A 26,001-nucleotide genomic window follows, 5' to 3' on the forward strand; every position below is an offset into this window, starting at 1 on the left:
GAATCGCTAGCCCGTCCGTAATCACCTGTTTTTAAGGGGAACCTTTTGCAAGGTAAAGCACTCCAAGAGTTCGTTATTGATAAGATTGATGATCTCAAAGGCCAGAACATTATTGCTATCGATGTTCAGGGCAAATCCAGCATCACCGATTGCATGATTATTTGCACCGGTACTTCAACGCGTCACGTCGCCTCAATCGCCGATCACGTGGTACAGGAATCACGCGCTGCGGGTCTTAAGCCGCTCGGTGTTGACAGTAAAACTGCCTCTGATTGGGTGGTGGTTGACCTCGGTGACGTGATTGTACACGTGATGGAAGCAGAGAGCCGCCAGCTGTACGAGCTGGAAAAACTCTGGAGCTAAGCCTTGAAACTGCAGCTTGTGGCCGTCGGCACCAAAATGCCCGACTGGGTTCAGACCGGTTTCATGGAATATCTGCGCCGCTTCCCGAAGGATATGCCGTTTGAACTGACCGAAGTGACTGCCGGTAAGCGCGGTAAGAACGCTGACATCAAACGCATTCTGGAAAAAGAAGGTGAAGCGATGCTGGCCGCGGTGGGCAAAGGCAATCGCATTGTTACGCTGGATATTCCAGGACAGCCGTGGGAAACCCCACAGCTGGCGCAGCAGCTGGAACGCTGGAAGCAGGATGGCCGCGATGTCAGCCTGTTGATCGGTGGTCCGGAAGGACTGGCGCCGGCATGTAAAGCGGCTGCCGAGCAAAGCTGGTCACTGTCAGCATTAACGTTGCCACATCCGCTGGTGCGTGTGCTGGTAGCGGAAAGCCTGTATCGTGCCTGGAGCATCACCACGAATCATCCTTATCATCGTGAATAAACGCCTGACAACCCCCAGACAATAGATGTAGCGGATGAAATTACAGAGCAACGCCTTTCGCGATTACACTGCCGAACAGAAACTCTTTGTCCGCCGAGCGTTGGTGGCGTTTTTTGGCATTCTGCTGCTCTCCAGCGTACTGGTGGTCAATATGTACCACCTGCAAATCCTGCGTTTTGATGATTACAGCACCCGATCGAATGAAAACCGTATCAAGCTGGTGCCTGTGGCACCGAGCCGCGGCATTATCTTCGATCGCAACGGCGTGCCGCTGGCGCTGAACCGCACCATCTATCAGGCTGAGCTAATGCCGGAAAAGGTCGAAGATCTTAAGCAGACATTACAGAACCTGCGCCCGGTGTTAGATCTGACCGACGACGATATCGATGCCTTCGAAAAAGAGCGCAAACGTTCGCGACGCTTCACCTCTATTCCGGTAAAAATTGGTTTGAATGAGGTACAGGTGGCGCGTTTCGCGGTCAATCAGTACCGTTTTCCCGGCGTGGAAGTGAAAGGCTATCAGCGCCGCTACTATCCTTACGGGCAAACGCTAACGCACGTCGTTGGCTACGTATCGAAAATTAACGATCGCGACGTCACGCGCCTCGATCAGGAAGGAAAATGGCCAAACTACGCTGCAACGCATGATATCGGCAAGTTGGGCATTGAAAACTATTACGAAGATGTACTGCACGGCAAAACCGGTTATGAAGAGGTTGAGGTTAATAACCGCGGCCGTGTGATACGTCAGTTGCATGAGCAGTCACCGCAGGCCGGCCGAGATATCTACCTGACGGTTGATCTCAAACTGCAGCAGTATATCGAAACCTTACTGACCGGCAGCCGCGCGGCGGTCGTGGTCAGCGATCCGCGTACCGGTGAAATTCTCGCCCTGGTTTCCACTCCCAGCTACGACCCGAACCTGTTCGTCGACGGGATCACCAGCAAAGATTACAAAGCGCTGTTAAGCGACGAAAACCGTCCCCTGTATAACCGCGCGCTGCAAGCCTCCTATCCGCCCGCTTCCACCGTTAAACCTTACGTTGCGGTATCTGCTTTAAGCGCTGGCGTAATCAACCGCAATACCAGCCTATTCGATCCCGGCTGGTGGCAACTGCCAGGTTCAGAAAAGCGCTACCGTGACTGGAAAAAATGGGGCCACGGCCGCCTGAACGTCACGAAATCACTGGAAGAATCAGCGGATACGTTCTTTTACCAAGTCGCTTACGACATGGGCATCGATCGTCTGTCAGAATGGATGACCAAGTTCGGCTATGGGCACCGCACCGGTATCGACCTGCCGCAAGAGAGCGCGGGCAACATGCCAACGCGTGAATGGAAACTGAAGCGCTTTAAGAAACCGTGGTATCAGGGTGACACCATTCCCGTAGGGATTGGCCAGGGTTACTGGACCGCGACGCCGATACAAATGAACAAAGCGATGATGATTCTGATTAACGATGGCGTGATTAAAGTGCCGCATCTGCTGCGCGCGACCCGTGAAGGTCAGACCATGGTGCCTTATCGCCAGGTACCTGATGCGCCGATTGGCGACATTCATTCCGGCTACTGGGAAATTGCCAAAGATGGCATGTATGGCGTGGCCAACCGCGCCAACGGTACCGCGCATAAAAGCTTTGCCGATGCGCCCTACAAAATCGCGGCGAAATCGGGTACTGCGCAGGTCTTCGGCCTTAAAGAGAATGAGACCTATAACGCGCACAAGATTGCTGAGCGTCTGCGCGACCATAAATTAATGACCGCTTACGCCCCGTACGATAAGCCGCGCGTAGCAGTCACCATGATTCTGGAAAATGGCGGTGCGGGTCCGGCTGTGGGCACCGTGATGCGCCAGATTCTCGACCACATTATGTTAGGCGACAATAATACCGTGCTGCCAGAAGCGGCGCCGACGCCGCCCGGCTACGAAGGTGAATAAAGATGTCCATGAACGATAATCCGCAGAAAAGATCGATCTGGACGCGCATCCATATCGATCCGCTATTTATGCTGATCATTCTCAGCCTGCTAACGTACAGCGCTATCGTTATCTGGAGCGCCAGCGGACAGGATCCGGGCATGACCGAACGTAAATTCGGCCAGATTGCCATGGGCATTGTCATTATGCTGGTGCTGGCGCAGGTGCCGCCGCGCGTTTATGAAAGTTGGGCGCCCTACCTCTACATTGTCTGCGTGATATTGCTGATTGCGGTGGATGCCTTTGGCCATATCAGTAAAGGGGCGCAGCGCTGGCTCGACCTCGGCTTCGTGCGTTTTCAGCCCTCGGAAATCGCTAAGATTGCCGTGCCGCTGATGGTGGCGCGCTTTATCAACCGCGATGTTTGTCCGCCGACGCTAAAAAACACCGGTATCGCGTTAGTGCTGATTTTCATGCCCACGCTGTTAGTGGCGGCGCAGCCTGACCTGGGTACTTCTATTTTGATCGCCGCTTCAGGCCTGTTTGTGCTGTTCTTATCCGGCATGAGCTGGAAACTGATTGGCATTGCGGTGCTGCTGGTGGCGGCCTTTATCCCGATTCTGTGGTTCTTCCTGATGCACGATTATCAGCGCGACCGCGTCATGATGCTGCTGGACCCGGAAAGCGATCCGCTCGGTGCCGGATATCACATCATTCAATCAAAAATTGCCATCGGCTCAGGGGGCTTGCGCGGTAAGGGTTGGCTGCACGGCACCCAATCGCAGCTGGAGTTTTTGCCTGAACGTCACACCGACTTTATCTTTGCCGTACTGGCGGAAGAGCTCGGCCTGGTTGGCGTGTTGTTATTGCTGGTACTCTATTTGCTGCTGATCATGCGCGGCTTGATCATCGCCGCGCGCGCGCAAACCACCTTTGGCCGCGTGATGGCCGGCGGTTTGATGCTGATTTTATTCGTTTATGTTTTCGTTAACATTGGCATGGTAAGTGGTATCTTACCGGTGGTTGGCGTACCGCTGCCGCTGGTCAGTTACGGCGGATCGGCATTGATTGTGTTAATGGCTGGATTTGGCATCGTGATGTCGATCCATACTCATCGAAAAATGTTATCTAAAAGCGTTTAAGAGGCTGCACATGCGTAAGGACTGGCTTGGGGTTGCACTGGCATCATTGGTACTGGCTGCCTGTTCCACACCGGAACCGCAAAATAATACTGCGCCCCCGCAACCGGCCTACAACGGCCCGGTAGTGGAAATTCCTGGCGTGGAACCGCGTTATGAACCGATCAATCCCTCTACCAGCCAGGATTACAGCGTCAACGGTAAAAATTACCGCGTGATTAAAGATCCGTCGAACTACAGCGAAGTCGGCTTGGCTACCTGGTATGGCGATGAAGCGCAAGGTAACCGTACCGCTATCGGAGAAACCTACGATCCGGAAGCCATGACGGCTGCGCACCCTACTTTGCCGCTGCCAAGCTATGTGCGCGTCACTAACCTCGCTAATGGCCGCCAAATTGTGGTGCGCGTCAACGATCGCGGTCCTTACACGCCGGGCCGCATTATTGATCTGTCGCGCGCAGCGGGCGACCGCCTGAATATCTCCAACAATACCCGCGTACGAGTGGATTACATTAAAGTCGCGCCGGATGGTTCCGTTTCGGGTCCTGGCTCCATCGGTACTACCGTCGCTAAGCAGAGCTACGCCTTGCCCGCGCGTCCAGACCTCGGCGGTGGCATGGTGATGATGGGCGGTAGCGCCAATACTACGCCAGCGCCTGCCCCGCAAGATGTGCGCGCCGTTGATAACAGCACGCTGCAGAATAATGGCGACATGGGTGCGCCAGTCCAGAGCAGTGGTTTTCTCGGTGCGCCGCAGCCGTTAGCAAATGGCGTGCTGGAAGGCAACGAGCCTGCAGCGTCGCCGGCATCGACAACGCCTGTCGCCCCAACCGCGAGCGCCGCGCCGGCTACCCGCCAGAATGCTCATGCGGGCAGCGGTTATGTGGTACAGGTGGGTGCGATTAACGATCCGGTCCGCGCGCGTCAACTGGCGGAAAGCCTTGGTAAGCGCTTTGGCGTGCCGGGTGCGGTTGAAGCGAATGGCAACGTCTATCGTATTCAGCTAGGTGGGTTTAACAGCCGCGCTGAAGCGGCGGCACTGCAGCAGCGCCTGAACACCGAGGCGCAAATGAGTTCATTTATCACCACTGCCCGCCCGTCAATGTAACGGTCAGTGACATTTCCTGCTGAAACTGATTTGCAAAGCAAGATGTCGCCCGATCGGGCGTTTGCTATAGTTAGGCACTTTTTTCACTCTAAACCCACGGATGTTGTAGTCCTGAACATGAATACGCTGAAACCTTCTCGTTTTCTGAAACGCCTGACAGTGGGATCACTGATCGCCCTTTCTCTCAGCCATGTCGCTTTTGCGGACGATGTTAATCTTAAGACTATGATTCCGGGCGTACCGGACATTGATGCTGAAGCTTATGTGCTGATCGACTATAACTCCGGTAAAGTGCTGGCCGAAAAGAACGCCGATGCGCGTCGCGATCCGGCAAGTCTGACCAAAATGATGACCAGTTACGTGATTGGTCAGGCGGTCAAAGCCGGCAAAATCCATAACGATGATATCGTTACCGTCGGCAAAGATGCCTGGGCAACCGGTAATCCCGTATTTAAAGGTTCATCACTGATGTTCCTGAAGCCAGGCGATCGTGTACCGGTTTCACAGCTGACGCGCGGAATCGTGCTGCAATCGGGCAATGATGCCTGCGTTGCCATGGCTGACTATGTTGCGGGTAGCCAGGACGCGTTCGTTAACCTGATGAACAACTACGTTGGCGCGCTGGGCCTGAAAAATACCCACTTCCAAACCGTGCACGGTTTAGATGCTGAAGGCCAATATAGCTCCCCGCGCGATATGGCGTTGATCGGCCAGGCGCTGATCCGTGATGTGCCGGATGAGTACGCGGTTTACCGCGAAAAAGACTTCACCTTCAACAATATCCGCCAGACCAACCGTAACGGTTTACTGTGGGATACCAGCCTGAACGTCGACGGCATTAAAACCGGTCACACGGATGCAGCAGGCTACAACCTGGTGGCTTCTGCGACGGAAGGTCAGATGCGTTTGATCTCGGCGGTAATGGGTGGGCGTACCTATAAAGGCCGCGAAACCGAGAGTAAAAAGCTGCTGACGTGGGGCTTCCGCTTCTTTGAAACCGTAGCGCCACTGAAAGCGGGTAAAGAGTTTGCCTCTGAGCCGGTGTGGTTCGGTAACAGCGATCGCGTGCAGCTGGGCGTGGAGAAAGATGCCTATCTGACCATCCCGCGTGGCCGCATGAAAGATCTGAAAGCCAGCTATGTGCTGAACAACACTGAACTGCACGCGCCGCTGCAGAAAAATCAGGTAGTTGGCAGCATCAACTTCCAGCTTGATGGCAAAACGGTTGAACAGCGTCCGCTGGTGGTGCTGAACGAAGTACAGGAAGGCGGTTTCTTCGGTCGCATTATTGATTACATCAAACTGATGTTCCACCACTGGTTCGGCTAAGGCGCGCTTGAAAAAACGCCAATTTGCCCCCAAATAAGCTACTATCTTTGCTCCCGCCTCGGCGGGAGCCTGTTTTTTAAGCACCGGAGTCATTGTATGAAAACCAAATTGAATGAACTGCTCGAATTCCCTACACCATTTACTTACAAAGTGATGGGTTTGGCGCAACCGGAGCTGGTTGATCAAGTGGTTGAAGTGGTGCAGCGCCACGCGCCAGGCGACTACAAGCCAGATATTAAGCCAAGCAGCAAAGGCAACTATCACTCAGTTTCAATTACCATCATCGCGACGCATATTGAGCAAGTTGAAACGCTCTATGAAGAGTTAGGCAACATCGAAATTGTACGTATGGTGCTGTAATTCTGGCGCTGGCAAAGTCCGCTTTGCCAGCGTTATACTCTGCGTTCCACTCTTTACCGGATCTTCGCTTTGTCAGCTAATACGCTTCTTGTTCGTCAACTCGGCCAGCGCGATTGGCAACCCATCTCCGATGCGATGCATCAATTCACCGATCAGCGTGACAGCCACTCTGCCGATGAAATCTGGTTGGTTGAACACCATCCGGTATTTACTCAAGGTCAGGCAGGCAAAGCCGAGCATTTGCTGATGCCGGGCGATATTCCGGTAGTGCAAAGCGATCGTGGCGGCCAGGTGACATATCATGGCCCAGGCCAACAAGTAATGTATGTGCTGATCGACGTAAAGCGCCGCAAAATGGGCGTACGTGAGCTGGTAACTGCCTTAGAAGAGACGGTGATTGCCACGCTGGCCGATTACGACATCAGCGCCCGTGCACGTCCTGATGCGCCAGGCGTCTATGTTGGTGATGAGAAGATTTGCTCGCTGGGGCTGCGCATCCGTAAAGGCTGTTCGTTTCACGGTCTGGCGCTTAATGTGTCGATGGATTTAGCCCCTTTTCTGCGTATCAATCCCTGCGGTTATGCCGGGATGAAGATGACGCAGTTAAGCCAGTTTCAGCCGGGCGTTACCCCCGCAGATGTACAACCACGTCTGGTACAACATTTCGCGCGCTTGACCGGATTTACCCAACTGGCATGGAAAAATGATGCCGCCGTCTGACCTTGTCTGTACGTGCGTATTTACAAAATTGTAACTTTTGCCTCGGCTTATCGGCTGCTTATGGGCCGATGAGATGATATAATTTTTGCCATATTTTCAAAAAAAGTTGAAAGCCTGGTTCTCAGTTTGAGTGAGGAAGCTTTCAAATCGCAATCCCGACCGGAACCTGCAGATTTATGAGTAAACCAATTCAGATGGAACGTGGCGTCAAATATCGCGATGCCGACAAGATGGCGCTAATCCCGGTGAAAACCGTGGTGGTAGAGCGTGAACAAATTCTGCGTAAGCCGGAATGGATGAAGATCAAACTGCCTGCGGATTCAAGCCGCATTCAGGGCATCAAAGCCGCGATGCGTAAAAATGGTCTGCACTCGGTGTGCGAAGAAGCCTCCTGCCCTAACCTCGCGGAATGTTTCAACCACGGCACGGCAACCTTTATGATCCTCGGTGCAATCTGTACTCGTCGCTGCCCATTCTGCGATGTGGCACACGGTCGTCCGAACATGCCCGATGCTAACGAGCCGCTGAAGCTGGCGCAAACCATCGCCGATATGGCGTTGCGTTATGTGGTCATCACCTCAGTGGATCGTGACGATCTGCGTGACGGCGGCGCTCAGCACTTTGCCGACTGCATCAGCGCGATTCGCGAAAAAAGCCCAACAATCAAAATTGAAACGCTGGTGCCAGACTTCCGTGGTCGTATGGATCGTGCGCTGGAAATCCTCAATGCCACGCCGCCGGATGTGTTTAACCACAACCTGGAGAACGTGCCGCGCGTTTACCGTCAGGTGCGTCCGGGCGCGAACTACGATTGGTCACTGAAACTACTGGAGCGGTTTAAAGAAGCGCATCCGGAAATACCCACCAAATCGGGTTTGATGGTTGGCCTGGGTGAAACCAATGCCGAAATCATTGAAGTGATGCGCGATCTGCGTCGTCATGGCGTCACCATGCTGACACTGGGCCAATATCTGCAGCCGAGTCGTCACCACTTGCCCGTACAGCGCTACGTAAGCCCGGCAGAGTTTGATGAAATGAAAGAAGAAGCGATGGCGATGGGCTTCACCCATGCAGCCTGCGGCCCGTTCGTGCGCTCTTCTTATCATGCCGACATGCAAGCTAAAGGTATGGAAGTTAAGTAATTTCCTTTCACGATTGCGCCCTGCCTGGGCGCAATCGCTAAAAATCACCGCCACGCTATTAATCCTCGTCTTAACTCTGTCGCTTTAACCGCTGAGGCCATAAGAGCCTATTCTTTTTCTCAGTGTGATTTTTTTGAAGGTCAGATAATGCAAACATCCTTTCATACAGAGGGGCTCGATTTTTCCCGAGCACCGGATGTGTCAGGTCCACCCTCAGATGTGCGGCGTTACAGCGCATCAGGTGAGAGCCTGGAAGCGCTAAAAGCGCGAACTACGCCGATAGACAACACTAATCCCTATACTTCTTCTCACGCCTCTTGTGCCAATGCGTTTATCGCTACCGCTATCAGCATTGAACATCGCTACGATGAGATGCAGCTGCCATTGAGGGTTAAAACAGCCGATGCCGCTCCTGCCGAAACACTTCATCAGACGGCAGCGATGGTGGCAGAAATGACCCATCCTGACGTTCTGCCCGCTACGCTGGCGTTGTTACCTTATGAGGCTGACTATCGCTGGAACGATAATCCAGAGGAAGGCGAGTTTAGCCTCCCTCTGCTGACGCTTTCGCCGCTGTATGTCAACCCGCCGATTGTCAGCGTAGAAGCCATCGATCTGATTGAGCCCAGCGTGCGTGAGCCTGAACAGCAGTCGAGAGTTGACGCAACGACCAGCGAGGTAAGTGAAGTCATCCTGAATAGCGAGTATCAACAGGACGATGAGATCACATTCAGCGGTGTCGCGCCTGCTGGCACATTACTCAACTTTTACATTGATGATGTGCTGGTAGGCAGCACGGAGATCGATAACGAAGGCCAGTGGCAATTTGCCGTGCCGGCCGAACTTCCTGCCGCTCAGCATATCTTCAGTGCAGTACCCATTGGTCCGCAAGGCATCCCTGGTGACAAAATCGATGTGCCATTTGTCATTCGCTCAAAAATCGGGGCGATTCTCATGCCGATCGATGAGAGTGAGCTGGAGATGATCGATAACGCCTTAATCGAGTTGGTGACACAACAAGATGAAATGCCGGTGACCTTAGCGCCGCTGGTATTAACTGAAGGGTTGCTCGACAACTGGCAAATGCAGAATGGATTAGATCTGTTTGAACCGTTGCATCATGCGGATATCTTCGATTTAGATGCATTGGGGAATGCCAGCGTCATCTGGCATTAAGCCGTAAAAACAAAAACCAGACTGATAGCAGTCTGGTTTTTTTAACGTAATAAATATTTACATTTATTGACGTTCGGCGCAGAGATTACTCTTTGTGACTGACGCGTTCAGCAGGCACTTCTTCAACGCTGCTTTTAGGTGCGCCGGATTCATCATCTTTCATGGCTTTCTTGAAGCCTTTGATTGCGGAACCCAGATCGCCACCCAGTGAACGTAACTTATTGGTGCCAAAAAGCAGTACGATGAGAGCACCGATGATCAGCAGTTTGGCAATACTGATACCTTCCATAATTTACCTTTCAACCATTGTGAAAAACGGACCCGACTATTAACGCGCAGTTTATAGCCGGCCTCAACTGCAATCTGTAACAGAGTGAGACCGTTGGCTCAGATAAAGCGGCTAAGAAACGCCTGCGTACGAGGATGCTGCGGGTTACCAATCACCTGTTCCGGACTGCCCTGCTCCACCACCACGCCACCATCCATAAACACCACCCGATCGGCCGCTTCGCGCGCAAAACCAATTTCATGTGTCACCACAATCATCGTCAATCCCTGGTCGGCCAGCGTGCGCATAGTGGCCAGCACTTCGCCAACTAATTCAGGGTCGAGCGCCGAAGTCGGTTCATCAAACAACATCAGGGCGGGTTTTATCGCCAGCGCACGCGCAATGGCCACACGCTGCTGCTGGCCACCCGAAAGGTGACGCGGCCAGGCATCGGCTTTATCACTGAGTCCGACGGTCGCCAGCAGTTCATGCGCATGCCTGAGCGCATCCTGACGCGGAAACTTGTGTACGCCAATCGGCGCTTCGATGATGTTTTGCAACACCGTCATGTGCGGATAGAGGTTGAACTGTTGGAACACCATGCCGATTTTCTGGCGCTGATGCGCAATTTTACGCGCCGACAGACGATGTAAAATTCCGCGTTTAAGTTCGTAACCGATCTGATCCTCGCCGACCATTATCGAACCGGCATTCATATCTTCCAGATGATTGATGCAGCGCAGGAAGGTCGATTTTCCTGAACCGGAGGGTCCCAAAATCACCACCACTTCACCGGGAAACACATCGAGATCGATACCTTTTAGTACTTCATTGTCGCCGTAGCTCTTCTGCACATTGCGCGCGCGTACCAGCGGCTGAACCTCACTCATACATCCTCCTTCAGACGGTGCGCAACGGCAGGTGCTTGATCGTTGGCAGCTACGCGACGTTTATTCACCACCGTGCGCGTCGTACCGCGCGCGTAGTAGCGCTCAATCGCGGACTGGCCAACGTTGAGGATCGAGGTGATAAACAGATACCAAATCACCGCGACCATCAGCATCGGGATAATTTCAAAGGTACGGTTATAGACCGCCTGCACTGAGTACAACAGATCGCCCATGGCAATCACGCTCACCAGTGAAGTGGCCTTGATCATGCTGATCAACTGATTGCCGGTTGGCGGGATGATCGAACGCATCGCCTGCGGAATAATCACCCGACGCAGCGCGCGGCTGCGGCTCATGCCAAACGCCTGGGTGGTTTCCACCTGGCCGTTATCCACTGACAGCAATCCAGCACGAATAATCTCTGCCATATAGGCGGCTTCATTGAGCGCTAATCCGGCAATTGCAGCGGTGAGCGGTGTAATCAGATCGTTGGTATTCCAGCTGGCAAAGGTGATATCCGTCCACGGAAGGGTGATCGACAGCGTTGGAAACAGCGTCGAGAGGTTGTACCAAAAGATCAGCTGCACCAGCAGCGGTGTGCCACGGAAAAACCAGATGTAGAGCGACGATAAACCGCTCAACAATCTGTTTTCAGACAGCCGCCACACGCCAAGCAGAAGCCCCAACAGCGTACCGAGGATCATCGATACCACCGTCAAGCCGAGCGTGACCTGCAGGCCCTTCATCACCGAACCTTCAGTGAACCACTGCAGCACCACATGCCACTCAAAATTGGGATTGGTCGCCACCAACCAAAGAAAGTTAGCGGCGATAACCAGCACCACAATCCATGAGATCCAGCGTCCATAAGTGGGCGCACTGCGGGCAAAAGCCACATCGCGCTGCTGCACGTCGGCCTTATCCCTGGCTCGCGAATTGTTGGTGACTGAACTCATTTTGCTGCCCCTTGCGCCAGGTTACGTCCCGGTTGCTGCAGTACGTTGCCGTCCAGTTTCCACTTCTTCATGATCGCCGTATAAGTGCCGTTGCTGAACAGCTCTTTATAGGCATCAAGCACCACATTGCCCAGTTCGGATCCTTTCGGCACCACGGTGCCCTGGAAAATATCACCAAAGCCGTTTTTCTTGCCTTTGCCCGACAGCTCCAGTTGTCCATTGGCCTGTTCGATAAAGTACGTCAGCGGCGCCTGTGAGGAGAAGAAGGCATCGGACCGTTTAGAGCGCACGGCTAAAATCGATGACGGCTGATCGGTAAAAGATTGCACTACCACCGCCGGTTTGCCCGCGGCGACACAGACATCCGACTGCTTGCGAATCACCTGTTCGGCCGATCCCGCCGCCATCACCGCAATACGCTTGCCGCAGGTATCTTCCAGCCCGTTGATCTTTGACGGATTGCCTTTTTGCACGCCAAACACCACGAACTCCTGCACGAAATCAATAAAATCGACCTTCTGCTGACGATCCGGGTAATCACCAATCGGCCCAATCGCCATCTGATAACGGCCAGAATTGATACCAGTCAACACGCCCGATAGGCCGCTGACGGTGGCATGTTCAATCTTCACGCCCAGCAGCTGAGCCAGCGCTTCGGTCAGATCGGCAGAGGCGCCATCCATGGAATGCGGTCCATTGACGATCTCATATGGCGGAAAGGATCCATTGTTTACCGAGATCATCTTTCCACTACTCTTGATCTCCGCAGGCAGACGATCGTGCAGAGCCTGGTCTACTTTCTGCGTGCGAATCGCATCAGCTGCCTGAGCGAAACAGGCCGTCAGGCCCAATGACAGCGCGATGGCGGTAGCAATAGTTTTCATCAGTTAGATTCCCCAGCAATCAACGTGTTTTAAGTTCAGGACGAGAAAAACAGCGATTTTCCAGCACCGGCAGCACGCTGCGCGCATAGGCAATGCGCTGCGGATCGAGATCGGCAAACACCAGCGCGGCCGATTCAGGCGCTTTGGCAATCGCTACGCCCAGCGGATCGATCACCAAGCTGTTACCAATATTGCGTGGGCCGCACTCGCCAACCGCCACCATATAGCAGGTGTTTTCCAGCGCGCGCGCCGTGGTCAGCAGCTCCCAATGCATCTCTTTTAGCGGGCCTTTCACCCACGCCGCGGGCAGCACCAGCACATCCGCGCCATCCAGCACTAAACGACGCGCCAGCTCCGGGAAGCGCACGTCATAGCAGGTCATCAGGCCCACTTTCATGCCTGCCACCTCGACCAGCGGCGGAATCTCATGCCCGGGATTGACGCGCTGCGACTCTTGCATGGCGAAGGCATCGTAAAGGTGCAGTTTCACGTACTCCGCGATGATTTCACCGTTGCGAATGGCGATCAGTACATTGAGCGCTTTCTCGCCTGCAGTTGGCACGTGCACGCTCATCATGGTGGTCAGGTTGTTACCTTTGCTGACGGCCAGCAGCTGCGTGACGAACGGGCCGTCAAGCGGCTGCGCGGCTTTCAGTACTAAATCGGGATCGGCGATATCACGCGCCAGCACGCCTTCCGGCAAAACCAGCAGATCTGCGCCGCCCAACAGCGCCTGCTGCATCAGTCCGATGCAAATATCGGTGTTTTCCTGCCATTCACGGCTGACGGCAAATTGCCCCATTGCTACTTTCATCTTTTACTCTCCTTGCGCCGCTGCCGGGAAAATTGCTTCCGGCGTCAGCAATGTTTGGGTTAAACCTTGCTGGAACAGCTCATTAGCAAAGTCGGCAATCATCTTTTTGTTAGCGGTAAAGCCGTTATGATTCCAGTTGGCGGGTAATTCCTGCGCGGTGCGTCGCAAATCATCCAGCAGCCACGGCGTCGTGTCGGCATATTTCTCGCGCTTCTTCATCCACATCTGGTAGGAACGGTCGATGATTTCGCTTAGCGCCTGCGGCAGCCACGGATGCGCTTCTGCCAGCGCAGGCTTGATCGCCAGGATATGAATGCCCGGCACATAACCGACGCGATTGAAGTAGTCGCGTTCAGCGCCAGCGAAATCGACCTGCAGCTGGCGCAATCCAGAATCGGCGAGGAAAAAGCCTTCCGGCATAAATGGCGTAAACACCGCATCCAGCTCACCGGCTTTCAGCAGTTCGATCAGTGGACGTTCACCTGGCGCCGGTTCAATACGGCCCGGACGACCAAAACCGGCCAAACGATCAACAATCGGATGATCCGCGGTTAAACGACCGGCAAACCAGTACGCATCATCGATCTCCACGCCCGCTTCACGTAACACGGTGCGCGTCCAGGTATTGCCCGAATCCTGCCAGCCGGTCACGCCAATCTTTTTGCCTTTCAGCTGTGCCGGTGAAGTGATTGGGCTATCGGCGCGGGTGATGATGCAGCGCTGACGGAAACCGCGCATCAGAAAGTGTGACAAGCCCAACAACGAGGTGTCACCTTTCGCCCGCGCCTGAGCAAATCGACTAAACGATACTTCGCCCGCATCGTATTGCTCGCTCGTCGCCAGGTTATCCACCAGAGTGCCGACGCGATCGATCTCCAGCGCAAAACCTTCCGGCTTGATATCGCCAAGCGCCAGCGGGGTGAAGTAATCCCAGTCACGCACCGCCAGTCTGATGGTAATCATAGTTATGCCTTCCTCGTCTGTTCTGCCAGCCCTGTGGCTGTGATTATTTATGCAGCAAATAGTGCTTGAATTTGAGTCTAAAACGCGAATACTAATCTGAACAATCTATTATTTGTTACTGAACAAAGGATTTTCTTATGACGCAAAGTGTGGATTTGGACTGGCTCAGTCAGCAAATTACTGACGCTTCGGTGAAAGGCATCACGCATGCGGCATCAACCCTGATTCGCGACGGACAGATTGCTGTTGGCATGCAAATGCCCGCGGTGCGCGAGCTGGCGGAGCGATTAGGTGTGAGTCCGGCCACCGTTTCCGCCGCCTGGTCACAGCTGAAAAAGCAGAAAGTGCTGGCGGGAAAAGGTCGCAGCGGCGTATGGGTTAGCGGTAACAGCGTGATGCCGCGACCGATTCGTTTCGAGAAAATTGGGAATTACGGTGAGAATGTTCAGGCATCACTAGCGATGGCCTCGCCCGATCCGTCATTGCTACCCGATTTGCGCCAGGCGATGCTGGCAGGCATTGCTTCTCCACAATTGAATAGCTATCAGCGCGAGGCCATTTCACCTCAATTGCAGGATGCGGTGACACCGCGTTGGCCCTATCCTGCCGAAGCCTGGCTAGCCACCGACGGCGGGTTTGATGCGATGAATCTCATCGTGCAAACCCTGCTTTCGCCAGGCGATCGTGTCGTCATCGAAGATCCGACGGCCACGCGTCTGCTGGATATTCTGGACAATATTGGTGCCGAGATTTTGCCACTTCCGTGCGATGAGCAAGGCCCGATCCCCTCCGCACTGGCCACGCTGATGCAGAAATCACCGGCGATGTTTATCTATCAGCCGCGTACGCATTCAGCCACCGGCCACAGCGTTAGCCAACGACGCAGCGCGGAATTAGCCCGCGTGCTGGCCAACAGCAACACCATTATCGTCGAGGATGATGGCATTGGCGATTTGTCGCGCTGGCCAGTATGGAGCCTTGGCTTCCACTATCCGCAACGTGTGCTGCATGTGCATTCGTTCTCCAAAGCCTATGGCCCGGATTTGCGCCTGGCAGTGTTATCCGCCACCTCAGAAATGGTGCAACGCCTGCAAGCCTGGCGTAACTTCGGCGTGAGCTGGACCAGCCGTATTTTGCAGGATGCCGTGGCGTGGATGCTTAACGATGAAGATACTCAGCAACGTATTCAGCACGCCAAAGCGACTTATGCGCAGCGTCGCCAGCTGTTGCTGGCCGCCCTGGCGAAACGCGGTCTGCAGTTAGATGAGCGTGATGGATTGAGCGTGTGGATTCCAGTGGAATCCGAGCAATACGCCATGATCACGCTAGCTGCGCGCGGTATCGCCGTGCTGCCAGGAGAACGCTGTAGCATTAACAGCCGGCAATTCATTCGCGTCAGCGCGGCGCTGCTGCCTTTTGCCCAGCTCGACAGCATCGCCGATGCCATTGTGATTGCTAGCGGACGTGAGCTTAACCTTAGCTCAGAGCTTTGATGTGATAGCGCGGTGACTCCACATAGCCTTCCCGCGCATAAAACTGGTTGGCTTTAAGACGCGATGAGTGGCAGTGCACTTCCATACGATCACACCCGCGTGAACGCGCCAGCTGTTCAGCATGATTCAACAATTGCTGCCCACTGCCCTTGCTGCGCTCACCTTCGGCTATGCAGAAATAGCTGATACGGGCAAAATCGCCCGCCAATGCCAGTTGCGGAATAAAGTGTAATGACAGAAAACCCAGCACCTGGCTGCCGTGTTCCGCCACCAGCAGTATTTCATCTGGATGGTTACAAAGCTGAGCCAAACGCGTATCGATAAATCCTTCCGTTGCGCTGTATCCCAATTCGGTTAACAGCGCACTCAAGGCAAAACTGTCTTTTGCCTGTGCCTGACGTATATTCATCCTGCCTCCTCACTTTTCCCTGAGCAGTTATATAGCGTTGCCGGACAAAAATCTGCAAGTAAGGATTGTTGTAGGGATGTTACGCAAGCTATCTGTGAGATGCGCCGCAGAATCTGCCTTGTCACGAAAATGTCATGGCGGCTTAAGGCGGGCTTAATCTGTCGTTGTCATGCTGGGGAAAATGAACTTATGAGGCCGATAAAATGAAAGATTTGATACCGCGTTCATTCGATGAGTTGATGGCGATGAGTTTAACCACGTTTGCTGTTATCGCCTGGATACTTGTTTGGTGGCATGCTTAAAAAAAGAATAAAAAAAACCCGCCAGAAGGCGGGTTTTCAGAATTCGAACTGTTAAATTACAGTGCGATAACGTTAGCAGCTGATGGGCCTTTAGCGCCGTCAGTGATTTCGAACTCAACGCGTTGACCTTCAGCCAGAGTTTTGAAACCGTTGCTGTTGATTGCAGAGAAATGTACGAATACATCTTTGCTGCCATCTTCTGGAGTAATGAAACCGAAGCCTTTCGACTCATTAAACCACTTTACGTTACCTTTGATCTTAGACATCTATATTACCTTTACATGAAAAAAGGACACTAAACTGTGTCGACGTCTAGTACAGCAATTGCGGTGACATTTGTCCAGTGCGATTTGATGAAAAAGTGATAAATATTGATTTTTTGCATACTGATCACACTTTCTGCACGGCGCTAACGCTTAAAACTCAAATCTCAACCAGGCAAAATAGACATTACCGTTATTGTAAGTACCGGGAATGTAAGTCATTTGGAAAGTAGCTGGACCATATCCAATTGATGCTAAAGGTAAAATCAAGGGAACAGGAATATATCGCCAGTTGTCCCTTGCCGTCACGCCCGCCGTATAACCTGCACCTACGTGAAAATTCTGATCGTTTAACGGTCGCCAGGTCGCTTCCCAGCCGTAACCGCCTATCGGCTCCCATTTGTTAAATGAGTCCTTAAACGCCATCAGATACAGGCCGTTCCAGTTACCTTTCTCGTCCCAGCGCGATACGCCTGCACCAACACCCCACGGCCGCTCGTTGTACTTGTCGATGTGCTCATCGTCATAAGTCCAGCGGTTATGCCAGGTTATGGCGGGCAGATAAAAATCGTAGTTCTGTGGTTGCGACCAGGTTTTAGAAACGTTGTCGCTAAAGGTATTCCAGCCAGATTTGATGGCTTGTGATGCTGTTACCGCTGATGCTGAAAAGGTGACCGAAGAGGTCAAAATGCAGCTCAATAACGCTGCAGAAAAGTGCCGATTCACAACAATATTTCCCATTAAGTCATGCAGAAAACGACAGTGAGCAATAAGCAATCATTACACGCTTATCAACTCCCGCGTTTTAAGGTTATTAGCGAAAAGTGTATTAAAAAAACGGCGCAATCACTCCAGGCCGATTCTTGGTTGTTTACTGATTGAGTGGTCAATTTTACCTCAATCAGCAGACAGGATTCGAAATGGCGGGTAAACAGGTAGGTCACGCAGGGATATATACAAAAAATGCAAACATGCAGTGATGATAACTTTTGGCAATAAGATAGCATTCAGTGACTTAGCGCTAATCATTCACTCAGGGAATAAGTTAATAAAATTTATCAATTGAACTCACCGCACGAATAAGATAAATCTCGCTACTCCAGGACGGAGAGGAAGGAATTGAGATGACTATTTGCTGTAGCCGCTGCGGTTGCGCTAAATTTTTCTACACGTTGTCTGCTAACGAAAAGGTCGATTTACCACACCATCATGGTGCCTGCTGCGCGAAGTGTTATAAGCCGCTTGATCTGCGCGATATTGTCCGTAAAAAGACAATTCCTGAGGAGGCGGTCAAATCCTATGCCGAATAAAAAATTCAGGCACCCGCAGGTGCCTGTACTTGTCAGAAAATCAGTTTAAACACACCCGTAAGCGTCAGTAACCCAACGATGAAGATGATGGCGATAACCCACAGAATTATTTTCATTGTTCGCTCCTTCAAGTATGAAAAATAACGTGTCTGCAAACCAGTATAGATGATTATTCTGCTTTCGCCGCCCACTGCGAACATGGTCACGTGCATTTGCTGCGTTTCGCTTGCCACAAATTAATTTCTGCGAGACGGGTCGCAGCCTTCGATTTTCTTCCCCTGTGTTAACGCACTCAGCGGCTGTACGCAGTCTAAACTTACAGCGCCTGAAGAGGCCTCAATTGTTATCAATGCCTACGTAACAAGGAGATTCTTATGAGTACGATTAATACCAGCATGGGGCGTTATAGCCTTAAGGCAAAGGATTACGGCAACCACATCAGTGGCAGCATTGCCATCAACGATGAAGGTGGTACGCAACTCACCATGCAGGAGTTTGAAGAGCACTATCTTGACGATGTCGTCAACAATGTCATTTATCCCATCACGGGCGGGAACCGTGAAATCACGCGTGCGTTGCGCGATCAGATGGTTAAAGCGGGCTTCGAACAGCCGCACTGAGTTTTTGGGCCACAGCTTGTGGCCCTTTGCTTATGCATTGCTGACTTGCGGTTATCACTGTTTTCGTCGCAGGATGCGCTATTGACCATGATAAGGAGATTGACCGCGTGAGTAGCCAGCATCGTATTCCCCCTTCCCACCTTCATCAGTTTGTCCGGGCCATTTGGCTCCATGCAGGCAGCAGCGCGGAAGAAGCGCAATTGGTTGCTGATCACTTAGTTGCCGCAAACCTGGCTGGCCATGATTCACACGGCGTCGGCATGATTCCCAGCTATATGAATTCTCTGGCACAAGGTTTTCTGCAGCTTAATCAACATGCCACCCTCGAAAAAGATGCCGGCGCCGTATTAACGCTGCACGGTCATAACGGTTTTGGCCAGGTTGCGGCCTTTGAGGCGATGCAGCTCGGCATCGAACGTGCCGCTAAGTTAGGTATTGCAGCGGTAGGTTTACACCATTCACACCATATTGGCCGCATCGGTCATTGGGCGGAACAGTGTGCTGCAGCCGGTTTTGTCTCTTTTCACTTCGTCAACGTTATGGGCGATCCGATGGTGGCACCGTTTAACGGCAGCGATCGCCGTTTTGGTACCAATCCTTTCTGTGCCATTTTCCCACGTCGTAATGCCACACCGCTGCTGCTGGATTTCGCCACCAGCGGTATCGCCTTCGGTAAAACGCGGGTGGCGTGGAATAAACAGCAGCAGGTTGCGCCAGGTTATCTCATCGATCATCAGGGCCAACCCACTACCGAACCCGGCGTGATGCATCAGGAACCATACGGTTCGCTGATGCCATTTGGGCTGCATAAAGGCTATGCGCTGGCAACACTATGCGAAATTCTTGGCGGAGCGCTGTCCGGCGGCCGCACCACGCACGATGCAACGCTGGTTACCAGCCACGATGCCATTTTTAACTGCATGACCACCATCATTGTTAATCCGGATGCTTTTGACGCGCCGGCGATGCAGGAAGAAGCGGAATCATTCCTTGATTGGGTGAAACAGTCACCGCAAAGCGGCGATGCTCCCATTCAGGTACCGGGCGAGTGGGAAGAGCAAAACAGAGTGACGCGCGGCCGCGACGGCATTCCACTGGATAGCAACAGCTGGGAGCAAATTTGCCAGGCAGCGCGGCAAGCAGGCATGCCGCCCGAAGAACTTGCGGCGTTCCGCGCACTAACGCAGTAAACCGCAAACGGCTGAGGCAGAGCGCCTCAGCCTTAAGATTTAGATAACACTGGCGAGCAGCAAACACCCCACCAGCCCGCACACTGAAATGATGGTTTCCAGTGCGGACCATGAGCGGAAGGTTTCGCCGATAGTCAGGTTGAAGTACTCCTTAAACAACCAGAAGCCCGGGTCGTTAACGTGAGAGAAAATCACGCTGCCGGAACCCACCGCAATCACCATCAACTCGGGGCTGGCACCGCTGGTAACGATCAGCGGCGCGACAATCCCGCCTGCGGTGATCGCTGCCACGGTGGCCGAACCCAACGCAATACGCAGCACGGCAGCAATCGACCACGCCATGAAGATCGGTGACAGGTTGGTTTCATGCATCATATTAGCGATATATTTGTCGACGCCGCTGTCCACCAGCACCTGCTTAAACGCCCCGCCGCCGCCAATGATCAGCAGCATCATCGCGATGATTTTAATCGAATCGCTAATGGTGCCCATCACCTCATCCATGCTGCGTCCACGGTTCAACCCGAACGTGAAGATAGCAATCAGCACCGCAATCAGGGTGGCCATGATCGGATCACCAAAGAACTCCGCGTACGGCAGCAGCACGTGACCTTTCGGCAGCAGCATCTCTGCCACTGCGCGTAACGCCATCAGCACTACCGGCACCAATGCGGTCCAGACGCTAACGCCAAAGCCCGGCATCTCTGCTTCAGTAAAGGTTTTTGGATTCCACAAGCCTTCCGGGATCGGCTTATCGATGCTCTTCAGGAAACGCGCATAAACCGGACCAGCGAGAATAACCGTGGGAATGCCCAGCAGCGTACCGTACAGCAGCGTTTTACCCATATCAGCGTTGAACAAGGTGGCAATCGCCGTTGGGCCCGGATGCGGTGGCAGAAAACCGTGCGTTACCGAAAGCGCGGCGGCCATGGGCACACCAACGTACAGCAGTGGCACCCGTGCGGAAGCGGCGATACTGAATACCAGCGGCAGCATCAGGACAAAGCCCACTTCATAGAACAGCGCAAAGCCCACGGTGAAACCGGTCAATACCAGCGCCCACTGAATATGCTTCTCGCCAAATTTCGCGATCAGCGTGGTAGCAATACGCTGCGCCCCGCCACAATCCGCCAGCAATTTACCCAGCATCGCGCCGAAACCCATGATCAGCGCGAGGCTGCCCAGCGTGCCGCCAACACCGGTTTTAATCGAGATGATAACTTTATTGACCGGCATGCCCTGCATCACGCCCACGGCCAGCGCTACCAGAATCAGCGCAATAAATCCGTTCAGTTTGAAACGGATCATCAGCAGCAGCAGTAACGCTACGCCAATCGCCACATAGAGTAATGGCATAATTTTTCTCCACTTTTGCGCGCGGTGAGATACCGGCAGCGGTTTGTTATGGTTATCCCAGAGGACATAAGATTAAGCAGCATGCGGAACAGGAACCTCCCCTTTCCGACGATGTTACGGGTATCATGTTAAGGGTAACATTGGGCATAAAGCACCTGGCGCAGCGGCGGAATTTCTGTTTTGCGAAGGTGATCAACTTTTTTCCTGCGGGTTATCAGAATGTTTGCAGAAGGAGTGTCACGGCTTTTGGTTACACTAAAGTCTTTACGCCAAACAAGAAGGATGTGCAGGTGAGTGAGAATCTGATCGAGTTGTACAGTAATCAACAAACCCTGTTTGGTCGCGGCAGTATTGACCAGTTAATTCCGCTGCTGGCGGCCAATACCCAGCCCACGCTACTGTTTTGTGGCCGCTCATTTCTGAATGGTCCTGCCTGGGCGCGTTTAGGGAACGCGCTCAACGATCAGATCATCGGTTATGAGATCGTCAGCCATGAAGCCTCGCCGGATGAGATCGATGGCTGGGTGCGGCGCTGGCGCGGCCATGTTGATCGTGTGGTAGCGATTGGCGGCGGCAGCGTACTGGATGCCGCCAAAGCTTTCAGCGCCATGATGCAGCATCCGCTCAGCACCGCACGCTATCTGGAGAAAGTGGGCGATACGCCGGTACAAGCCGTGACCCTGCCGCTGATCGCCATCCCCACCACGGCAGGCACCGGTAGCGAAGCCACGCAAAACGCGGTGGTGACCGATCAGCAACACATTCAGGTCAAAGCTTCGCTGCGCCATCCGGTATTTGTGCCGCAGGTGGCGATTCTCGATCCCGACCTGCTGAAAGGCGCGCCGGACAGCGTGCTGGCAACCTGCGCGATCGATGCCTTCACCCACTTATTCGAAGCTTACCTGTCGCGCAAAGGCAACCTGTTCACTCAGCAAACCGCGCTCAACGGTCTGCAGCTGTTCTTCAAAGCGTGGCCGGATTTGAATTGTGAAGATGGGCGTGGTGATGCCGCGCGCGAAGCGATGATGATGGCATCCTGGTTAGGCGGCGTATGTCTAAGCAGCGCCGGATTAGGCGTGATCCACGGAATTGCCGGCGAGCTGGGGGCTATCAAACCGTTCCATCACGGTGAAGTGTGTGGCCGTTTGCTGTTCCCGTTCCTCGATGTGCTGGCAGAAACCGAACATGCCGAGCAGCAACGTTTGATGGCGCAACTCGGTCAACAGCTGCTGCCGGACGATCCCGCCCCGCCGGCCTTAGCGCTGAAAGCGTGGATCCAGCAGCACGCAATTACGCCCTTCTGGCTGGACGGTCCCACGCTGTCAGCCACCGACGTTGACTGGATTGTCGCACGCGCCAACAGCAAAAACGGTTGGGTTAGCTACGATGCACCAACGTTAACCGAGATGATCACCGCCGCCTGGCGCATCGTCTAAGTGTGAGCGGGCAGCCTAAGCCGCCCGCTGCGCGATAAGACGCTACTCTGAGATATTAAACGGCGGTTTACCGGCCAGCATCTGCTCAATCACCTGTAACACGCCCTCTTCATTGTTGCTGGGCGCTGCAAAGCGCGCGGCGTCTTTCACCTTTTGCGGCGCGTTAGCCATGGCAAAACTAAAGCCGGACTGCTGCAGCATTTCGAGATCGTTTCCGCCGTCGCCAAACACCAGAATTTCACTGCGATCGATGCCCCAGCGTTGGCCCAGCAGGTCGAGGCCGTGACCTTTATGGTTGCCCGGCACAATCAAATCCACTGAACCGTGACCGCTGGAGGTTGCCGCTGCGGCGCCGTGATGCAGCCGTTCGATGTCCGCCATCAGCGGTTCAACATAATCATCCGACAGATTCAGCGCGAACTTAAACAGCTTATCGTCTGCCACCTCATCCAGGCTGCGGATAGCCTTCAGGCGATGGCAATAGTGACGCATCTTCACCAGCCATTTTTCATCGAGGCCTTCGAAGTAGTAGGCACTTTCGCGTCCGCACAGAATGTAGCGCAACTCGGGATAATTGCCGTTGTGTAACGTATCCAGCACCGCATCAATGTCCTGGCGAGAGAACGAACCACAGAACAACTCTTCATCGCGATCGATAATCCATGCGCCATTTTCCGCCACGAAGGCGATCTCACTGGCGATATCGGGGAAGAAGGATTTGAGTTGGTAATATTGGTTACCGCTGGCTACCACAAATTTGATGCCACGCTGTTTCATTTGCTGATAGCAGGCGTGAAAACGCGCGCGATTGAACTGTTTTTTGTCGTCGAGGAAGGTGCCGTCTTTATCCACCGCCACCATTTTTACCACGGTCATCATCACTCCTTAACGTATTGAAAGGAAAAACGGGTCGTAGAGAGGATAACCTGGTGAGCGGATAAAGCGGAGAGAAACACGGATGGCCGCTGCCATCCGTGAGGGGAAATTAGTTAAAGCCGCCGTTGAGCAGAATCGCCGTGACGATACCGGTTGCTGCGGCCACCAGCACATAATTACCGTCAATGTTGGCCCAATGCTCACCACGTGGTGGTTCATATAAACCGCGATCGCGCCAGTCATCTACGCGATAGTGCGAGCCACGAAACTCCGGCGGTGCCGGATAGCCGCGGCGGAAATCATGACCGCCCCAGGCGAAACGATCGCCGCCGTGATGACCTTCCGGCATACGGTGGTCGGCATAACGGTCGTGACGATCCGGGCCAGGTCCGCGATCGTGACGGTCGCTGCGGTCGTGATTATTGCCGCGATCCGGTCCACGGTCACCGCCATGATCCGGGCCGCGTCCATGATCCTGATGCTGATCGCCGCCGTGCGACTGCCAGCGCTGATCCCCCGGGCCATCCGCCCACGAGGTGCTTGAAAACAGTGTGCTGCATGCAATAAGTGACGCAATAAGAGTGAGCGTTGTTTTTTTCATGATGTTGCCTCCAATGATAACGGCGGTTGCGCTGCCGTTAAGCATTACTATTGATTAAATGGAGACAGAAAAGCATTTCCAAAACTCTTAAAAACCCGATACTTACAGGAAATTACGCCAAATTATCACTTTCTTAACGATTGTTTATTTTCTGACATTAACGGGATCGAAGGCACGTGACCGCGTTTATTGGTGGCAGGCCAGGAAATAAAAGAAAAGCCCGATCGCCAGGATCGGGAGGATAATTCAATTTCCATAAATAACATCAAGAGGGTAAACCCTACAACGTTGAGGGTAAAACTGAAGCACACAACGCCACATCACTAGCATTGCCGATAAACAATACCATTTAAATGTGAAAATTTCTTTGGAAAAGCGCTGTTTTTCAGAAAAATACGCAAAAATTAATCGTCAGGAAAAAATAAAATTTTTCGCAACGTTGTTTCAATATAAATAAGGTCTGTGCTCTGACCAGAACGCAACGCAGATAAAAAATCGGGCTATAAAGATGACATAGAGACCATCCCCCCAATCAATAAAAGTCATAATTATCAATAAAATGATCATAACACTCATGTTAAAAACGTTGATTTACCGATCAGAGTTCAGCGTTATTCACCATTCTCCCCGCTATTAATACGATAACATCACCTGCGCGCCCCATTAATACACGACAGTGATTAATACTGCGCTCAATATTACGTTTGTTACGTAACACTTTAATACTACGGTTTTGCCAGCGCCGTTATTTAAGGAAAACGTTTACATGGAAAAAATATTAGTTAGCGCCTGTCTTATGGGGTATGCAGTGCGCTATAACGGCAGCGATAAAGCGCTGGTCTCAGCAACGTTAGCGCGCTGGCGCAGCGAACAGCGGCTGGTAATTCACTGTCCGGAGTTGGCGGCCGGTTTACACACGCCACGTTTACCGGCCGAAATTGCCGGTGGCAGCGCGGAACAGGTGCTTACCGGCGCGGCGCGCATCATTGAATCCGATGGCCGGGATGTCACGCAGCATTACGTATTAGCCGCGTGGTTAGCGCTGCGCGCGGCGCAAGAGGCACACTGCCGGTTTGCTCTGCTCACCGATGGCAGCCCAACCTGCGGCAGTCAGCAGGTTTATAACGGCAGTTTTAGCGGCCAACGGCAATCCGGTCAAGGCGTTGCTGCCGCATTGCTCCTGCAGCACGGCATCGAAGTGTTTGCCGAATCACAGCTGACCGCGTTGATTCAACGTGTGGCGGAGGCGGATAAATGTCGCGTGGTTGATGCAGGATGACGCGCTAACGCCGCCGCCGGTCGAATCGGTCGTCGCACCAGTTCACCGCTGCAGTTCGGACAGCACTGCGCCAGCGAGCCTTCCGCACAAGTGACACAGAAGGTGCATTCGAATGAGCAAATGCGCGCATCGGGCGACTCCGGCGGCAAATCTTTGTCGCAGCATTCGCAGTTGGGACGTAGTTCCAGCATGATTTTCCTCCTGAGATTTACAGCCACCATCATTACCGTAATCGTGACGCTGCACCAGCCAATGAACAGACATCAAGCGGACAAATAGGGACAGAGTGTATTTGAGGCCATGTAAGGTAAAAAGACGGCAAGTGTATGAATCGCGAGCGTTTGACTTGCGAACCCACCCCC

Annotated in this window: 28 protein-coding genes; 15 read left to right on the forward strand and 13 right to left on the reverse strand. The window is 53.2% G+C overall.

Annotated elements, in window-relative coordinates; translation table 11 throughout:
- Nucleotides 1-45 precede the first annotated feature (45 nt).
- The 10 genes from rsfS to PMI17_RS16615 all read left to right on the forward strand — a co-directional run bounded on the left by rsfS (nt 46) and on the right by PMI17_RS16615 (nt 9,729).
- Nucleotides 46-363: a ribosome silencing factor gene (gene rsfS / locus PMI17_RS16570; protein ID WP_007890696.1), complete on the forward strand. Its 318-nt coding sequence runs from the start codon at nt 46-48 to the stop codon at nt 361-363.
- Between the two features lie 3 nt (nt 364-366).
- Nucleotides 367-837: a 23S rRNA (pseudouridine(1915)-N(3))-methyltransferase RlmH gene (gene rlmH / locus PMI17_RS16575; protein ID WP_007890697.1), complete on the forward strand. Its 471-nt coding sequence runs from the start codon at nt 367-369 to the stop codon at nt 835-837.
- Between the two features lie 34 nt (nt 838-871).
- Complete coding sequence (gene mrdA, locus PMI17_RS16580; RefSeq protein ID WP_007890698.1) at nt 872-2,776, forward strand: peptidoglycan DD-transpeptidase MrdA; 1,905 nt, start codon at nt 872-874, stop codon at nt 2,774-2,776.
- 8 nt (nt 2,777-2,784) lie between these two features.
- Complete coding sequence (gene mrdB, locus PMI17_RS16585) at nt 2,785-3,897, forward strand: peptidoglycan glycosyltransferase MrdB (protein ID WP_036621577.1); 1,113 nt, start codon at nt 2,785-2,787, stop codon at nt 3,895-3,897.
- A 10-nt stretch (nt 3,898-3,907) separates the two neighbouring features.
- On the forward strand, nt 3,908-5,002 hold the full coding sequence (rlpA, locus tag PMI17_RS16590) for an endolytic peptidoglycan transglycosylase RlpA (protein ID WP_007890700.1): 1,095 nt from the start codon (nt 3,908-3,910) through the stop codon (nt 5,000-5,002).
- Between the two features lie 117 nt (nt 5,003-5,119).
- Nucleotides 5,120-6,331, forward strand: coding sequence for a D-alanyl-D-alanine carboxypeptidase DacA (gene dacA, locus PMI17_RS16595; RefSeq protein ID WP_007890701.1), 1,212 nt, complete (start codon nt 5,120-5,122; stop codon nt 6,329-6,331).
- A 96-nt stretch (nt 6,332-6,427) separates the two neighbouring features.
- Nucleotides 6,428-6,691 (forward strand): DUF493 family protein YbeD, encoded by a 264-nt coding sequence (gene ybeD / locus PMI17_RS16600; protein ID WP_007890702.1) that lies wholly within the window; start codon nt 6,428-6,430, stop codon nt 6,689-6,691.
- Nucleotides 6,692-6,760: 69 nt separating this feature from the next.
- On the forward strand, nt 6,761-7,411 hold the full coding sequence (lipB, locus tag PMI17_RS16605) for a lipoyl(octanoyl) transferase LipB (protein WP_007890703.1): 651 nt from the start codon (nt 6,761-6,763) through the stop codon (nt 7,409-7,411).
- 176 nt (nt 7,412-7,587) lie between these two features.
- Nucleotides 7,588-8,553: a lipoyl synthase gene (lipA, locus tag PMI17_RS16610; protein ID WP_007890704.1), complete on the forward strand. Its 966-nt coding sequence runs from the start codon at nt 7,588-7,590 to the stop codon at nt 8,551-8,553.
- Nucleotides 8,554-8,700: 147 nt separating this feature from the next.
- Entirely contained in the window at nt 8,701-9,729 is a 1,029-nt protein-coding gene (locus PMI17_RS16615) for a hypothetical protein (protein ID WP_007890705.1), read from the forward strand.
- An 85-nt stretch (nt 9,730-9,814) separates the two neighbouring features.
- Here PMI17_RS16615 and tatE read toward each other — a convergent pair whose 3' ends face one another.
- From tatE to PMI17_RS16645, 6 genes are all read right to left on the reverse strand, one after another.
- Nucleotides 9,815-10,018: a twin-arginine translocase subunit TatE gene (tatE, locus tag PMI17_RS16620; protein WP_007890706.1), complete on the reverse strand. Its 204-nt coding sequence runs from the start codon at nt 10,016-10,018 to the stop codon at nt 9,815-9,817.
- 98 nt (nt 10,019-10,116) lie between these two features.
- A complete protein-coding gene (locus PMI17_RS16625; protein ID WP_007890707.1) occupies nt 10,117-10,887 on the reverse strand; it encodes an amino acid ABC transporter ATP-binding protein in 771 nt (256 codons plus the stop codon).
- The gene (locus PMI17_RS16630) at nt 10,884-11,843 is read right to left on the reverse strand and encodes an amino acid ABC transporter permease (RefSeq protein ID WP_007890708.1); all 960 of its coding nucleotides are present in this window, start codon (nt 11,841-11,843) and stop codon (nt 10,884-10,886) included. The genes PMI17_RS16625 and PMI17_RS16630 overlap by 4 nt, the downstream gene beginning before the upstream one ends.
- Nucleotides 11,840-12,727 (reverse strand): ABC transporter substrate-binding protein, encoded by an 888-nt coding sequence (locus PMI17_RS16635; protein ID WP_007890709.1) that lies wholly within the window; start codon nt 12,725-12,727, stop codon nt 11,840-11,842. Before PMI17_RS16635 ends, PMI17_RS16630 begins: the two co-directional genes overlap by 4 nt.
- 19 nt (nt 12,728-12,746) lie before the next feature.
- Nucleotides 12,747-13,541, reverse strand: coding sequence for a deaminated glutathione amidase (locus tag PMI17_RS16640; protein WP_007890710.1), 795 nt, complete (start codon nt 13,539-13,541; stop codon nt 12,747-12,749).
- A 3-nt stretch (nt 13,542-13,544) separates the two neighbouring features.
- Nucleotides 13,545-14,504: an ABC transporter substrate-binding protein gene (locus tag PMI17_RS16645; protein ID WP_007890711.1), complete on the reverse strand. Its 960-nt coding sequence runs from the start codon at nt 14,502-14,504 to the stop codon at nt 13,545-13,547.
- Nucleotides 14,505-14,641: 137 nt separating this feature from the next.
- Here PMI17_RS16645 and PMI17_RS16650 point away from each other — a divergent pair, with 137 nt between their 5' ends.
- Entirely contained in the window at nt 14,642-15,997 is a 1,356-nt protein-coding gene (locus PMI17_RS16650; protein ID WP_007890712.1) for a PLP-dependent aminotransferase family protein, read from the forward strand.
- Here PMI17_RS16650 and PMI17_RS16655 read toward each other — a convergent pair.
- From PMI17_RS16655 to pagP, 3 genes are all read right to left on the reverse strand, one after another.
- The gene (locus PMI17_RS16655; protein WP_007890713.1) at nt 15,981-16,406 is read right to left on the reverse strand and encodes a GNAT family N-acetyltransferase; all 426 of its coding nucleotides are present in this window, start codon (nt 16,404-16,406) and stop codon (nt 15,981-15,983) included. The two genes, PMI17_RS16650 and PMI17_RS16655, sit on opposite strands and share 17 nt — an antisense overlap.
- 358 nt (nt 16,407-16,764) lie before the next feature.
- On the reverse strand, nt 16,765-16,974 hold the full coding sequence (gene cspE / locus PMI17_RS16660; protein ID WP_007890714.1) for a transcription antiterminator/RNA stability regulator CspE: 210 nt from the start codon (nt 16,972-16,974) through the stop codon (nt 16,765-16,767).
- Nucleotides 16,975-17,124: 150 nt separating this feature from the next.
- Nucleotides 17,125-17,712, reverse strand: a complete 588-nt coding sequence (gene pagP, locus PMI17_RS16665) for a lipid IV(A) palmitoyltransferase PagP (protein WP_007890715.1) — start codon at nt 17,710-17,712, stop codon at nt 17,125-17,127.
- Nucleotides 17,713-18,655: 943 nt separating this feature from the next.
- Between pagP and PMI17_RS16675 the strand changes: the two genes are divergently transcribed.
- Both PMI17_RS16675 and PMI17_RS16680 read left to right on the forward strand, forming a co-directional pair.
- Entirely contained in the window at nt 18,656-18,901 is a 246-nt protein-coding gene (locus PMI17_RS16675; RefSeq protein ID WP_007890717.1) for a hypothetical protein, read from the forward strand.
- Between the two features lie 107 nt (nt 18,902-19,008).
- The gene (locus PMI17_RS16680) at nt 19,009-20,091 is read left to right on the forward strand and encodes a malate/lactate/ureidoglycolate dehydrogenase (RefSeq protein ID WP_007890718.1); all 1,083 of its coding nucleotides are present in this window, start codon (nt 19,009-19,011) and stop codon (nt 20,089-20,091) included.
- A gap of 39 nt (nt 20,092-20,130) precedes the next feature.
- Here the strand turns inward: PMI17_RS16680 and gntT are convergent, their stop codons facing one another.
- Entirely contained in the window at nt 20,131-21,447 is a 1,317-nt protein-coding gene (gntT, locus tag PMI17_RS16685) for a gluconate transporter (RefSeq protein ID WP_007890719.1), read from the reverse strand.
- A gap of 125 nt (nt 21,448-21,572) precedes the next feature.
- Between gntT and PMI17_RS16690 the strand changes: the two genes are divergently transcribed.
- Nucleotides 21,573-22,883: an iron-containing alcohol dehydrogenase gene (locus PMI17_RS16690; RefSeq protein ID WP_007890720.1), complete on the forward strand. Its 1,311-nt coding sequence runs from the start codon at nt 21,573-21,575 to the stop codon at nt 22,881-22,883.
- Nucleotides 22,884-22,925: 42 nt separating this feature from the next.
- Here PMI17_RS16690 and PMI17_RS16695 read toward each other — a convergent pair whose 3' ends face one another.
- Together PMI17_RS16695 and PMI17_RS16700 are read right to left on the reverse strand one after the other, a co-directional pair.
- Nucleotides 22,926-23,759 (reverse strand): Cof-type HAD-IIB family hydrolase, encoded by an 834-nt coding sequence (locus tag PMI17_RS16695; protein ID WP_007890721.1) that lies wholly within the window; start codon nt 23,757-23,759, stop codon nt 22,926-22,928.
- Between the two features lie 109 nt (nt 23,760-23,868).
- A complete protein-coding gene (locus PMI17_RS16700; protein ID WP_007890722.1) occupies nt 23,869-24,360 on the reverse strand; it encodes an RcnB family protein in 492 nt (163 codons plus the stop codon).
- Between the two features lie 766 nt (nt 24,361-25,126).
- Here PMI17_RS16700 and PMI17_RS16705 point away from each other — a divergent pair.
- Nucleotides 25,127-25,639: a DUF523 domain-containing protein gene (locus tag PMI17_RS16705; protein ID WP_007890723.1), complete on the forward strand. Its 513-nt coding sequence runs from the start codon at nt 25,127-25,129 to the stop codon at nt 25,637-25,639.
- Here PMI17_RS16705 and PMI17_RS24930 read toward each other — a convergent pair.
- Complete coding sequence (locus tag PMI17_RS24930) at nt 25,591-25,830, reverse strand: DUF1272 domain-containing protein (protein ID WP_007890724.1); 240 nt, start codon at nt 25,828-25,830, stop codon at nt 25,591-25,593. The two genes, PMI17_RS16705 and PMI17_RS24930, sit on opposite strands and share 49 nt — an antisense overlap.
- Nucleotides 25,831-26,001 lie beyond the last annotated feature (171 nt).

Source organism: Pantoea sp. GM01, from assembly GCF_000282675.1.
GTDB lineage: Bacteria > Pseudomonadota > Gammaproteobacteria > Enterobacterales > Enterobacteriaceae > Pantoea > Pantoea nemavictus.

Bases quoted from the DNA above. Each gene is read 5' to 3' on its own strand.
- PMI17_RS16645 (WP_007890711.1), bottom strand. From the start codon at position 14,504: ATGATTACCATCAGACTGGCGGTGCGTGACTGGGATTACTTCACCCCG.
- PMI17_RS16675 (WP_007890717.1), top strand. From the start codon at position 18,656: ATGAGTACGATTAATACCAGCATGGGGCGTTATAGCCTTAAGGCAAAG.
- PMI17_RS16640 (WP_007890710.1), bottom strand. From the start codon at position 13,541: ATGAAAGTAGCAATGGGGCAATTTGCCGTCAGCCGTGAATGGCAGGAA.
- PMI17_RS16700 (WP_007890722.1), bottom strand. From the start codon at position 24,360: ATGAAAAAAACAACGCTCACTCTTATTGCGTCACTTATTGCATGCAGC.
- PMI17_RS16705 (WP_007890723.1), top strand. From the start codon at position 25,127: ATGGAAAAAATATTAGTTAGCGCCTGTCTTATGGGGTATGCAGTGCGC.
- PMI17_RS16625 (WP_007890707.1), bottom strand. From the start codon at position 10,887: ATGAGTGAGGTTCAGCCGCTGGTACGCGCGCGCAATGTGCAGAAGAGC.
- dacA (WP_007890701.1), top strand. From the start codon at position 5,120: ATGAATACGCTGAAACCTTCTCGTTTTCTGAAACGCCTGACAGTGGGA.
- PMI17_RS16690 (WP_007890720.1), top strand. From the start codon at position 21,573: ATGTTAAGGGTAACATTGGGCATAAAGCACCTGGCGCAGCGGCGGAAT.
- PMI17_RS16695 (WP_007890721.1), bottom strand. From the start codon at position 23,759: ATGACCGTGGTAAAAATGGTGGCGGTGGATAAAGACGGCACCTTCCTC.
- PMI17_RS16615 (WP_007890705.1), top strand. From the start codon at position 8,701: ATGCAAACATCCTTTCATACAGAGGGGCTCGATTTTTCCCGAGCACCG.
- lipA (WP_007890704.1), top strand. From the start codon at position 7,588: ATGAGTAAACCAATTCAGATGGAACGTGGCGTCAAATATCGCGATGCC.
- gntT (WP_007890719.1), bottom strand. From the start codon at position 21,447: ATGCCATTACTCTATGTGGCGATTGGCGTAGCGTTACTGCTGCTGCTG.
- mrdA (WP_007890698.1), top strand. From the start codon at position 872: ATGAAATTACAGAGCAACGCCTTTCGCGATTACACTGCCGAACAGAAA.
- PMI17_RS16655 (WP_007890713.1), bottom strand. From the start codon at position 16,406: ATGAATATACGTCAGGCACAGGCAAAAGACAGTTTTGCCTTGAGTGCG.
- rlpA (WP_007890700.1), top strand. From the start codon at position 3,908: ATGCGTAAGGACTGGCTTGGGGTTGCACTGGCATCATTGGTACTGGCT.
- PMI17_RS16650 (WP_007890712.1), top strand. From the start codon at position 14,642: ATGACGCAAAGTGTGGATTTGGACTGGCTCAGTCAGCAAATTACTGAC.
- pagP (WP_007890715.1), bottom strand. From the start codon at position 17,712: ATGGGAAATATTGTTGTGAATCGGCACTTTTCTGCAGCGTTATTGAGC.
- PMI17_RS24930 (WP_007890724.1), bottom strand. From the start codon at position 25,830: ATGCTGGAACTACGTCCCAACTGCGAATGCTGCGACAAAGATTTGCCG.
- ybeD (WP_007890702.1), top strand. From the start codon at position 6,428: ATGAAAACCAAATTGAATGAACTGCTCGAATTCCCTACACCATTTACT.
- cspE (WP_007890714.1), bottom strand. From the start codon at position 16,974: ATGTCTAAGATCAAAGGTAACGTAAAGTGGTTTAATGAGTCGAAAGGC.
- mrdB (WP_036621577.1), top strand. From the start codon at position 2,785: ATGAACGATAATCCGCAGAAAAGATCGATCTGGACGCGCATCCATATC.
- PMI17_RS16630 (WP_007890708.1), bottom strand. From the start codon at position 11,843: ATGAGTTCAGTCACCAACAATTCGCGAGCCAGGGATAAGGCCGACGTG.
- tatE (WP_007890706.1), bottom strand. From the start codon at position 10,018: ATGGAAGGTATCAGTATTGCCAAACTGCTGATCATCGGTGCTCTCATC.
- PMI17_RS16635 (WP_007890709.1), bottom strand. From the start codon at position 12,727: ATGAAAACTATTGCTACCGCCATCGCGCTGTCATTGGGCCTGACGGCC.